Origin of the sequence: Lacinutrix sp. MedPE-SW, assembly GCF_001874145.1 — a bacterium.
GTDB lineage: Bacteria > Bacteroidota > Bacteroidia > Flavobacteriales > Flavobacteriaceae > Lacinutrix.
This window is the reverse complement of sequence record NZ_MPCX01000002.1, coordinates 1-11,949: the sequence shown is the minus strand read 5'-3', so window position 1 is coordinate 11,949 and position 11,949 is coordinate 1. Positions and strand designations below refer to the sequence as shown.

Below are 11,949 nucleotides of genomic sequence, written 5' to 3'. Positions count from 1 at the left end.
TAGGTTTTTTACTTTTAAGCCAGCGCAGCCAGCGCTGGCTTTTTATTTAAATTGAAATGTTTAGTCGTTATTTGCCATCATAGATTTTAAATCATTAGTATAAGATGGATAAGTGAAAATTAGTTTTTTAAACTCTGAAACAGTTATGCCTTTACTTATAGCCATTGTAAAGATATTAATATTTTCATTTGCCTTTTCGCTTAAAATATGTGCACCAACTATTACATCTGTTCTTTTATTTGAAATAATTTTAAAGGCATAAGTATCTTCATTTGCTTTTTTAGCATTAAACCAACCAGGAACTTTTCCTTTATATACATTAATATGTTTATATCTTTTTTTTGCTTCTTCTTCTTGTAAGCCTACCATAGATAAGTTGGGCTGTGTAAAAACTGTAGATGGTACTAAAGGGAATTGAAATTTTTTTGAGTTATTGTTTATTATATTTTCTCCCGTAATATGACCTTGTAAACCAGAAAGAGGTGTTAAGGGTAGTGATAAACTAGAAACATCACCGCAAGCATAAACTTTAGAGTTGGTTTTACTTTGAAGATAGTCGTTTACTAATATACCACCATCGTTTGCTTCTATATTAGCATTTTCAAGTTTTAATTTTTTTATAGATGGTATACGGCCAGCGGTATTAAATACTTTTCTACTTTTAAGTTTTTGCTTTTTTCCTTTTAAAGTATAGTGTACACGTTTGTTTTTATTTAAGGCTTCTATTTTTTCAATTTTAGCATTAAAAATAAATGTAACACCTAAGGATTTCATTTTATTTATTAAAGCTTCAACTAAAAACGGGTCGAAGTTTTTTAAAGCAGTCGAGCCGTGTTCAAAAACAGTTACTTTAGAGCCTAAAATGGCAAGCATGGTAGCAAACTCCATTCCTACATACCCAGAACCAATAAAACTTGCAGTTTTAGGAATTTTATTTAAGTTTAAAATTGAGTCACTAGTCTCAACATGCTTGTTTCCTTTTATCTTTAATTTTCTAGGTACTTTACCTGTGGCAATTACAAAATAGTCTGCAGAGATGGTTTTGCCTTCAACTAAAACTTCATTTTCACTAATAAACTCTGGAGATTGGTGATATAAATCTACATGTAAATTCTGAAGATTTTTTTCAGTTTCGATTGGAATACTTTGAACAAATTTATTTTTAAATTTTTGCACATCGCTCCAGCTAATTTTTGGCGGTTTAATAATACCAGAATGTTCTAGCTGTTTACAACGTTGAAGTAAAGAAGAAAACTGAACAAGAATTTTTTTAGGGTCGCAACCTCTATTGGCACAAGTACCTCCATATTCTCTATTATCTGCAATTGCTACTTTTAATTTGTTTTTTGCACAAATTTCTGCAACGGTTTGTCCAGCGATTCCAGAACCTATAACAAAAACATTATAATGTTTAACTTTCATAGCTTTAGTTTTAAAACTGAAGTTAAAAAAGTAAACCTTGTTTTTTATTAATTAAAGCTTAAAGTTTTATAGTGAAACTATTTTGCTTTACCGCCAACAACTATAACTATTTCTCCTTTTGGAGGTTTATTAGTATAGTGTTCTAAAACCTGTTTTGCGGTACCGCGAATAGTTTCTTCGTAAAGCTTAGTAAGTTCTCTAGAAACAGATACAGGTCTATCTTCGCCAAAGTATTCGCAAAAATGACCAAGTGTTTTAATTAGCTTGTGAGGACTTTCGTAAAAAATAAGTGTTCTGGTGTCTTCGGCTAAAAGTTTTAGACGTGTTTGTCTTCCTTTCTTCACAGGTAAAAAGCCTTCAAAAATAAATTTGTCATTGGGTAAACCAGAATTTACTAAAGCAGGAACAAAAGCTGTTGCTCCTGGTAAACAGTCTACATTAATATTGTTTTCTACACAGGCTCTGGTTAGTAAAAAACCAGGGTCGCTAATTGCGGGAGTTCCAGCATCGCTAATAAGCGCTATGGTTTCTCCATTTTTAATACGCTCTACTAAACGGTCAACCATTTTATGCTCATTATGCATATGGTGACTTTGCATTGGTGTAGTAATTTTAAAATGTTTAAGTAGTTTTCCTGAAGTTCTAGTGTCTTCAGCTAAAATATAATCTGCAGATTCTAACACAGAAACAGCTCTAAACGTCATGTCTTCGAGATTTCCAATAGGAGTTGGAACGATATAGAGTTTTCCCATTAAAGTAAAATTTATTACAAATTTACAATGTTTTAAAGTTTTTATATTAAGCTATTAGGCGTTTCTTACAATCTCACCAAAGATATAAGGTAGAAGAATGAGATTTTATATTATTAAAATTATAGAATCTTATGTAAAATAATGAGTGAAAAAAGGTTAAAACAACATTGAAAAAAAACCTGTGTAAGCCATGTAGTTTTATACCATAATTACACCAAGAATTTTAAAATTGCTAAAGATTATATTAAATATGTTAGGTGATTAAAGTACTCAAAAAAAAACGTAGTTACTTAATGTGTTATTTTTTTTAATTTTTTATAAGGTGTCTAACTGTATCTAGCCTCTATAATTTCCATAAATCGTTCGGCATATTCTTCTTTATTAACCCATGAATTATAATCTGGTTTTATTTGGTTTTCAATTAAAAGTGTGGCTTCTTTATAACTTTCTATTGTATTTAATTGAGAAATTACACGGTTATAATCATCTGCTTCACCGTTAAATAAATGTTTTATAAAAGCAATTTTATCGTTTAACCCAATGTTAAAACCACCAGATTTTAGTTTATCATTTAAAGATTTTTTTTCATTGGCCTTGATGTCGCTAACTTTATCAAAAACAGGAATGTTATTATAATCTGCAGTGATATCTTTAAAATCGTTTTTTTCGTATTTATTGGTTGAGTTTACTTTATCAAATATAGCATCTACTTCTTGAGTCTCTTCTGGCATTTGCGCAACCATGTCTTTTATCTTTTCCATTACAGGTTCCATAATACCATCATCTTCACGGTCATCTACATTTACATAAGTTCTATCGTCAACCTCAATATTATCACTTACTCTATTATTAAATGCAACATCTAACATATCAAAAAAAGAAGAGTCATTTCCAATAGTTGGTAAACTGTCTTCAAAATTTTCTTGAGCAAATTTTAAAACTGTTAGTTTTTCATATAATGCAGCAACTTCTGCATGCATTTTATTTATATCATCTTTACCTTTAAGTTTAAGAATCTTGTGGGCAATGCTCATTAATTCTGATTCTAACTTCTTCTTCATGACTCAATGTTTTTTATTTTTTTTTGAATTTAATGCAATTTAGGCTTTTGTTTTTAATTAAATTTACGCCACCTTTATAGTTAACGAATATAATTTTCGTTAGTGTGTTAAAATTACAAAATGTTTCTCGAAAATACAGTAAATCAAAAAGAACAATTTGGTTGGATTGAAGTTATATGTGGCTCAATGTTCTCTGGTAAAACCGAAGAATTAATTCGCAGACTTAAACGCGCCCAATTTGCAAAACAAAAAGTTGAAATTTTTAAACCAGCAATAGATGTAAGATATGATGATGAAATGGTAGTTTCTCATGACTCTAACGAAATACGCTCAACTCCAGTTCCTGCAGCTGCAAATATTCCAATTCTAGCAGATGGTTGTGATGTAGTTGGTATAGACGAAGCACAATTTTTTGATGATGAGATTGTACGTGTTTGTAACGATCTTGCAAATAAAGGTATACGAGTAATTGTTGCAGGTTTAGATATGGATTTTAAAGGCAACCCATTTGGACCAATGCCTAACCTTATGGCAACAGCAGAATATGTAACAAAAGTACATGCCGTGTGTACGCGTACAGGAAACCTTGCACAATTTAGCTATAGAAAAAATAAAAGCGAAGACCTTGTTTTGCTTGGTGAAACAGAAGAATACGAACCTTTAAGTCGTGCAGCTTATTATAAAGCTACAATACGAGAAAAAATAAAAACAATGAAGGTGAATGACCCAGAAGAACTTAAAGAAAAACAAAATAAACCTAATGCCTAAAGCGCACGAAACTACACTAGAAATAGATTTAAAAGCATTAAAACATAATGTAGACTATATAAAATCTAAACTTTCTAAAGACACTAAATTTCTAGCTGTAGTAAAAGCTTTTGCGTATGGTAGTGATGCTGTAGAGATTGCAAAATATTTAGAAACTTTAAAAGTAGATTATTTTGCAGTTGCTTACACAAATGAAGGTGTTGCTTTAAGAGATGCAGGAATAGAGACGCCAATTTTAGTTTTACATCCACAACCAGAAAACTTTAAAACTATTATAGAGCATTGTTTAGAACCTAATATTTATTCTCAAAGAGTATTAAAAAATTTTATCGCTGTAGCGGAAAATTTAAAACAAAACAACTATCCAATACATATAAAATACAATAGTGGGTTAAACAGACTTGGTTTTAATGTTAACGATATTGAAGCAATAAACACAACATTAAAACAAACAGCTGCTATAAAAGTAAAATCACTTTTTTCACATTTAGCAGCAAGCGAAGATCTTGATGAAAGAGAGTTTACTTTAAATCAAATACATAAATTTAAAGTTTTTGCACATACTTTAATAGAAGCCATTAATTATAAACCACTATTACACCAAAGTAATACCTCTGGAATTTTAAATTATCCCGAAGCACATTTTAGTATGGTTAGATGTGGTATTGGCCTTTATGGATTTGGTAATGACAATGCATACAATAAAAACTTAATACCTATAGCGACTTTAAAAACAATAATTTCTCAAATACATACATTAAATGCAGGAGAAAGTTTAGGTTACAACCGTGCGTTTAAAGCAAGTAAAATTACAAAAACAGCAACTCTACCTATAGGTCATGCCGATGGCATTGGAAGACAATATGGAAACGGAAAAGGATTTGTTTATGTAAACGAACAAAAAGCATACATAGTAGGTAATGTTTGTATGGACATGATTATGGTAGACGTTACAGATATTGACTGTAAAGAAGGAGACGAAGTGATAATTTTTGGTCCAAAACATAAAATTAATAACCTTACCAAAACAGTTGACACCATACCTTACGAATTACTCACAGCGGTATCTCAACGAATAAAAAGGTCTTTTTGTCGATAAAAGTAATATTGTAATACTTCCAGATGTTAAATCGTGTTAAAATTTTAGCTATCTTGAAAGAAATTAATTTCAACTAACTTTAAAAATTTAAAAGATTATGCTTAAAGAATTTAAGGATTTTATCATGACTGGCAATGTTGTAGAATTTGCAGTCGCAGTAATAATGGCAGGTGCAATAGGAGCAGTTGTTACTGGATTTGTAAACAATATTATTATGCCTATAGTTGGTCACTTCTCTGGAGGAGTTGATTTTGCCGACAAAAAATATGTATTAGATGAAGCTGTTGTAGATGCGGCAGGAAAAGTGGTAACACCAGAAAACGCAATTACTTGGGGAATATGGGTAAACGCTATTATTAGTTTAGTAATTATTGGATTTGTAATGTTCATGATTGTTAAAGCATATAATAAAATGAAAAAGCCAGCGCCGGCTCCAGCACCTTCTGGACCATCAGATAATGATTTATTAGCAGAAATTAGAGACTTATTAAAAAAGTAATCTAAATTATAATAAAAATAAAAAAACCGGTTTTAAATTATAAAACCGGTTTTTTTAATGCCTTTTTTTGTGAAAAAATTAATGTATTTTTTAAACTTAAAAACAAGAAATACAATAGCTTTGTAAATTAATATCAAAAAAATTTCTGTAATACTAGAAATTGAAAAATTAAATTTTTATGAAATTAGCCGTAGTAGGAGTCACTGGAATGGTAGGTGAAGTAATGCGTAAAGTTCTTGAGGAACGTAATTTTGAAATCACAGAGTTTATACCTGTAGCATCAGAAAGATCTGTAGGTAAAAAAATCACTTTTAAAAGCCAAGAACATACTATTGTTAGTATGGAAGACGCTGTAGCAAAAAAACCTGATGTAGCTTTATTTTCAGCAGGCGGAAACACATCTTTAGAATGGGCGCCAAAGTTTGCAGCTGTAGGTACAACAGTTATAGATAATTCTTCAGCATGGAGAATGGATCAAGACAAAAAATTAGTAGTACCAGAAATAAATGCTACAAACCTTTCAAAAACCGATAAAATTATAGCAAACCCTAATTGCTCTACTATACAAATGGTAATGGCACTAGCGCCGCTTCATAAAAAATATAAAATAAAACGTATTGTTGTTTCTACATACCAATCTATTTCAGGAACAGGAGTTAAAGCTGTTAAACAATTAGAAAACGAAATGGCAGGAGTTAAAGGTGAAATGGCCTATCCTTATCCAATTCATAAAAATGCAATTCCACATTGCGATGTTTTCGAAGAAAACGGATACACAAAAGAAGAAATGAAACTAGTGCGTGAAACACAAAAAATTCTTGACGATAAATCAATAGCTGTAACAGCTACAGCAGTAAGAATTCCTACTTCTGGTGGACATAGTGAAGCTATAAATGTAGAGTTTGAAAACGATTTTAATTTAACCGAAGTAAGAGAAATATTAAATGCTACAGATGGTGTAACACTACAAGATAATGTAGATGTTAATACCTACCCAATGCCATTATATGCAAATGGGAAAGATGATGTTTTTGTTGGGCGTTTGCGTCGTGATGGATCATTACCAAACACATTAAATATGTGGGTTGTTAGTGATAATTTAAGAAAAGGAGCTGCAACAAATACAGTACAAATTGCAGAATACTTGGTAAAAAATAATCTTATATAGCTTTTAATCTTAAAGCTTATGCATACAAAAAGCGTTTACTACATAAGTAAACGCTTTTTTGTTTATTTTTATAGAATATAAAAACAAATACCTATGAAAAAAGTAGCATTTAGCTTAATAATACTATTAGTAATAATGTCTTGTAAAGAAGAAGAAAAATCTAGAAAAGAAATTACTGTAAACTATCCAGAAACAAAAACAGTAGATACTGTAAATAATTACTTTGGTACAGAGGTAAAAGATCCATATCGTTGGCTAGAAGATGATAGGAGTGAAGAAACAAAATCATGGGTACAAAGTCAAAACAAAGCTACATTTGGTTACTTAGATAATATACCTTTTCGTGAAGAATTAAAATCACGACTAGAAAAACTATGGAACTACGAAAAAGTTGGAGCACCATTTAAAGAAGGTGATTACACCTATTTTTATAAAAATAACGGCCTACAAAACCAATATGTAATTTACCGTTATAAAACTGGTGAAGACCCAAAAACGGCAACTGTATTTTTAGATCCAAATACATTTAAAGACGATGGTACTATTTCTTTAGGAGGTACAAGTTTCTCTAAGAACGGGAAAATTATGGCTTACGCTATTTCTGAAGGAGGAAGCGACTGGAGAAAAATTTTGATAATGAATACCGAAACAAAAGAAATAATAGAAGACACTATAGTAGATGTTAAGTTTAGCGGTATGTCTTGGTATAAAAACGAAGGGTTTTATTACTCAAGTTACGATAAGCCAAAAGGGAGTGAGTTATCTGCAAAAACAGACCAACATAAAATGTATTACCATAAGTTAGGGACACCTCAAAAAGAAGATAAATTAGTTTTTGGTAATACACCAGAAGAAAAACATAGATACGTTTACGGTGGCGTAACAGAAGACGACCGTTATTTATTAATAAGTCCAAAAACATCAACATCTGGAAATAAACTTTATATAAAAGATTTAGAAAACCCAAATAAGCCATTAGTAGAAATTTTAGGAAATACAGATAGCGATACCTATTTAATAGAAAACGAAGGCAGTAAGTTGTTTCTAGTAACTAATTTAAATGCACCAAATAAAAAAATAGTTACTGTAGACGCTGCAAACCCAACACCAGAAAACTGGAAAGATTTTATTCCAGAAACAGAAAATGTTTTAAGTCCATCTACTGCTGGTGGTTACTTTTTTGCAGAATACATGGTAGATGCTGTTTCAAAAGTTTTGCAATACGATTATAATGGTAAATTAGTAAGAGAAGTAAAATTACCAGGCGTTGGTAGTGCAGGAGGCTTTGGTGCTAAAAAAGAAGAAAAAGAATTATACTACTCTTTTACAAACTATGTTACACCTGGAAGTATATATAAATATAATATAGAAGCAGGAACATCAAAGTTATTTAGAAAACCAACAATAGACTTTAATCCAGAAGATTATGAAAGTAATCAAGTATTTTATACATCTAAAGACGGTACAAAAATACCTATGATTATAACACATAAAAAAGGATTAGAATTAAACGGAAAGAACCCAACAATTTTATATGGTTATGGAGGTTTCAACATAAGCTTAACACCAAGCTTTAGTATTACAAATGCTGTTTGGATGGAGCAAGGTGGTGTTTATGCTGTTCCTAATCTTCGTGGTGGTGGAGAATATGGAAAAGAATGGCATGATGCAGGTACACAATTAAAAAAGCAAAATGTATTTGATGATTTTATCGCTGCTGCGGAATACCTAATCGATAACAATTATACATCATCTAATTATTTAGCAATTCGTGGTGGTTCTAACGGTGGTTTATTAGTTGGAGCGACAATGACACAACGTCCAGATTTAATGAAAGTAGCATTGCCAGCAGTTGGTGTGTTAGACATGTTACGTTACCACACATTTACAGCTGGAGCAGGTTGGGCGTACGATTATGGTACTGCAGAAGACAACAAAGAAATGTTTGATTATTTAAAAGGATATTCGCCGTTGCACAATATAAAAGAAGGTGTTCAATACCCAGCAACACTTGTAACTACAGGTGATCATGATGATAGAGTAGTGCCAGCACACAGTTTTAAATTTGCGGCAGAATTACAAAGCAAACAAGCAGGAAATAATCCAACACTTATTCGCATAGAAACAGATGCAGGACATGGTGCAGGAACTCCTGTTAGTAAAACCATAGAACAATATGCAGATATTTATGGCTTTACATTATATAATATGGGATTCGATGTACTACCAAGTAAAATGAAAGAAGAATTTAAAGATTAAAAACACTTAATATTATATTTAGGCCTCACAAGTTTTATTACCTGTGAGGTCTTGTTATATTTACAATATGCTAGACGTAAAAAACCTTTCTTTTTCATATAATAAAAACACTGTTTTAAATAATCTCTCATTCACAGTTAATGCTGGAGAGTGTATTGCTATTATTGGAGAAAGTGGTTCTGGTAAAAGTACTTTACTTAAAACACTTCGTGGAGAATACGATTTAAATAATGGTGAAATATTTTGGAACAACACTCAAATTTTAGGTCCAAAATTTAATCTTGTAATTGGTTACGATTTTATAAAATATGTTGCTCAAGAGTTTGAGTTAATGCCATTTATTTCTGTTGCAGAAAATATAGGTAAACACCTTTCTAATTTTTATAAAAAGGAAAAAAAAGAAAGGGTTGACCAGTTAATAAATGTTGTAGAGTTAAATGCGTTTGCAAATACTAAAGTAAAACTATTAAGTGGCGGGCAAAAACAACGTGTGGCTTTAGCTAGAGCATTAGCTAAAAAGCCAGAAATACTTTTGTTAGATGAGCCTTTTAGTCATATAGATAACTTTAAAAAGCAAAGCCTTAGGCGTAATGTTTTTAAATATTTAAAAGAAAATAATATAGCTTGTGTTATGGCAACTCACGATAAAGAAGATGTGCTTGGTTTTGCAGATAGGTTGCTGGTGTTAAACAATAAAAGCATTGAAGAAAATAGTACACCAAAAGCTTTATTTGAAAACCCTAAAACACCTTTAATAGCTTCATTTTTTGGAGAGTTTAATGTTATAAATAAAAAAATTATTTATGCGCACCAAATAAAAGTTGTTGAGGTTTCAAACATTAGAGCTTTGGTTTTAAAAAATTATTTTAAAGGAAATCACTATTTAATTGAAGCTGTTTTAAATGATGAAACTATTTTTTTTGAACATGATACAGCACTTGAAATTCAAAAGGAGGTTTGCTTAAAAACAGAGTAAATAAACTATAGTACTTTGGTGATTGTAAAATTATTATCTCTAAAAGCAACAGTGTCACCTTCAACTTTAGACATTAAAAGTTGTGCAATTGGTGTATTTGCAGATATGGCATAAAAGCTCTCATTATTATACTCAATAACACCGGCACTAATTGCTATAAAATAGTTTACTTTATTTGTGTAAATTATGCTACCTAGGCTAACTTTATTAGCGCTTTTTTGGTAATCTATTTTACTTAAAATTAAATTTGTTTTTTGAATTTCGGCTAATTGCTTACCCGCTTTTTCACGCTCTAATTGTAGCATTGCTCTACCAGTTTCATGTTTGTCTCCTGCACTACTTTTAGTTTCAGATAGTAGTGATTCTTGAATACCGGCTATAGTTTCTTGTACTGTTTTTAAGCGGTTTTCAATAAAACTTTTACATTGTTTATAGAGCTGTTCTTTTATTTTCATTTAAACTAAATCTGCTAATTCTTTACCAACCAAGCTACCTATTGCAACTCCCATGCCTCCTAATCTTATGCCACAGTAAACATTATTCTCTATTTGTTTTACAATGGGTTTTTTTTGTTTGCCAATACCCATAATGCCACTCCAGCGATGTGCTATTTCAAAAGATGTATTTGGTAGAATAGTAGTTTTTAAAAGTGTTTCTAGTTTGTTTTGAATAACTTCTGTTTGTCCAAATACACTTGTGTTTTCAGTTTTAAAATCTAAATTTCTTCCGCCTCCAAATAGTATTCTGTTTTCTATATTTCTAAAATAATAATATCCTTTATCTAAATGAAAAGTACCTTTTATTTTTAAATTCTTTATTGGTTTTGTAATTAAAACTTGTGCTCTTGCTGGCTCAACTTTCTCATTAATTAGTCTTGAAGCAAAACCGTTTGTGGCTATCAATAGTTTTGAAGTATTAAAGTCTACTTGGTTTGTTTTTATTTTAACTAAAGAATTGGTTGTCACATATTCTTCAATTTGAATATTATTTAAAATTTTAATATCGTTTATCTGTGCTTTTTTTAACAAAGCATTCATCATTTTACCAGTATCTATTTGACCTTCAAAAGCATTGAAAATATAATGCTCTTCAATATTTTTAAAACCAAAACTATTTTTTTGAATTTTAAATATGTCTTGATTAAATATTGGGTTTAATAGTGTGTTTATTTCATTTCTTCTATCCAAGCAATCTTGTAATAATTTATTGTCTTGCTTACTAAACAATTCAAAGCCACCATTGTTTTGATAGTCAATAGCTTTGTCACTAAGTGTCTCCCTTAATAAATTAAGACCTTTAATTCTTTTCTTTATTAAATTTATTACTTCAATTTTAGTATGAGAGTTAAGGTCGTCTATAATTTCGCTTAAACTTCCAAAACAAGCAAATCCAGCATTTTTTGTACTTGCTCCTTGTGGTAAAATTCCTTTTTCTAAAATTAAAATTTTAGCTTTTGGAAAACGGTTTCTTAATTGTAAAGCACAGTTTATACCTACAATTCCACTTCCAACTATTGTGTAATCTATGTTAGTTAACCATGTTTTTATTTCCCAGTACGATAAATTCATATTGCTAAGTTACTATATTATGTGTTAGTTTATATATTAAAAAAGCCGCAACGTAAGTTGCGGCATTTTTGTTTTTACTAGGTAATTATTGCAAGTTTAGTTAGTTATTGCATGTTTTTTCTAGTGGTTTATATTGTTATTTTTTAGGTCCACCACTTAAAATTTTAAACTCACTTCTACGGTTTAATTGGTGTTGCTCTTCTGTACAATTAGTACCACAGTCTACTGCTAATTCTCTTTCTCCTTTTCCTGCTCCAGAGATTCTTGTAGCGTCTATACCTTTTGATATAATGTATTGTACTGTTGTTTTAGCTCTTCGGTCTGATAATGCATCATTATATTTGTTTGATGCTCTTATATCTGTGTGAGATGTCGCG

The 11,949-nt window shown here is 30.6% G+C and carries 12 protein-coding genes; 6 read left to right on the top strand and 6 right to left on the bottom strand.

Going from position 1 to position 11,949, the window contains the following annotated elements:
- Window positions 1-60: 60 nt before the first annotated feature.
- The 3 genes from BM549_RS02275 to BM549_RS02265 all read right to left on the bottom strand — a co-directional run bounded on the left by BM549_RS02275 (window position 61) and on the right by BM549_RS02265 (window position 3,235).
- Entirely contained in the window at window positions 61-1,422 is a 1,362-nt protein-coding gene (locus BM549_RS02275; RefSeq protein WP_290468784.1) for an NAD(P)/FAD-dependent oxidoreductase, read from the bottom strand.
- Window positions 1,423-1,499: 77 nt separating this feature from the next.
- Window positions 1,500-2,174 carry a 16S rRNA (cytidine(1402)-2'-O)-methyltransferase gene (gene rsmI / locus BM549_RS02270; protein ID WP_290468783.1) on the bottom strand — a complete coding sequence of 225 codons (675 nt, stop codon included), beginning with the start codon at window positions 2,172-2,174 and terminating at the stop codon, window positions 1,500-1,502.
- Window positions 2,175-2,500: 326 nt separating this feature from the next.
- Entirely contained in the window at window positions 2,501-3,235 is a 735-nt protein-coding gene (locus BM549_RS02265) for a hypothetical protein (protein ID WP_290468782.1), read from the bottom strand.
- Between the two features lie 120 nt (window positions 3,236-3,355).
- On the opposite strand from BM549_RS02265, the gene BM549_RS02260 reads away from it, so the two are divergent.
- The 6 genes from BM549_RS02260 to BM549_RS02235 all read left to right on the top strand — a co-directional run bounded on the left by BM549_RS02260 (window position 3,356) and on the right by BM549_RS02235 (window position 10,004).
- Window positions 3,356-4,003 carry a thymidine kinase gene (locus BM549_RS02260; RefSeq protein WP_290468781.1) on the top strand — a complete coding sequence of 216 codons (648 nt, stop codon included), beginning with the start codon at window positions 3,356-3,358 and terminating at the stop codon, window positions 4,001-4,003.
- Window positions 3,996-5,102, top strand: a complete 1,107-nt coding sequence (gene alr, locus BM549_RS02255; RefSeq protein WP_290469022.1) for an alanine racemase — start codon at window positions 3,996-3,998, stop codon at window positions 5,100-5,102. Before BM549_RS02260 ends, alr begins: the two co-directional genes overlap by 8 nt.
- A 97-nt stretch (window positions 5,103-5,199) precedes the next feature.
- Complete coding sequence (gene mscL / locus BM549_RS02250) at window positions 5,200-5,601, top strand: large conductance mechanosensitive channel protein MscL (RefSeq protein WP_290468780.1); 402 nt, start codon at window positions 5,200-5,202, stop codon at window positions 5,599-5,601.
- Window positions 5,602-5,779: 178 nt separating this feature from the next.
- A complete protein-coding gene (locus BM549_RS02245; RefSeq protein ID WP_290468779.1) occupies window positions 5,780-6,769 on the top strand; it encodes an aspartate-semialdehyde dehydrogenase in 990 nt (329 codons plus the stop codon).
- Window positions 6,770-6,862: 93 nt separating this feature from the next.
- Window positions 6,863-9,028: a prolyl oligopeptidase family serine peptidase gene (locus tag BM549_RS02240; protein WP_290468778.1), complete on the top strand. Its 2,166-nt coding sequence runs from the start codon at window positions 6,863-6,865 to the stop codon at window positions 9,026-9,028.
- A gap of 67 nt (window positions 9,029-9,095) precedes the next feature.
- Entirely contained in the window at window positions 9,096-10,004 is a 909-nt protein-coding gene (locus tag BM549_RS02235) for an ABC transporter ATP-binding protein (RefSeq protein WP_290468777.1), read from the top strand.
- A gap of 5 nt (window positions 10,005-10,009) precedes the next feature.
- Here BM549_RS02235 and BM549_RS02230 read toward each other — a convergent pair whose 3' ends face one another.
- The 3 genes from BM549_RS02230 to BM549_RS02220 form a co-directional block, all read right to left on the bottom strand.
- Window positions 10,010-10,459 (bottom strand): 3-oxoacyl-ACP synthase, encoded by a 450-nt coding sequence (locus BM549_RS02230; protein WP_290468776.1) that lies wholly within the window; start codon window positions 10,457-10,459, stop codon window positions 10,010-10,012.
- A complete protein-coding gene (locus BM549_RS02225) occupies window positions 10,460-11,572 on the bottom strand; it encodes an FAD-binding oxidoreductase (protein ID WP_290468775.1) in 1,113 nt (370 codons plus the stop codon).
- Window positions 11,573-11,708: 136 nt separating this feature from the next.
- Window positions 11,709-11,949 (bottom strand): OmpA family protein (locus BM549_RS02220; protein ID WP_290468774.1); only part of this gene is annotated, 241 nt, incomplete at its 5' end.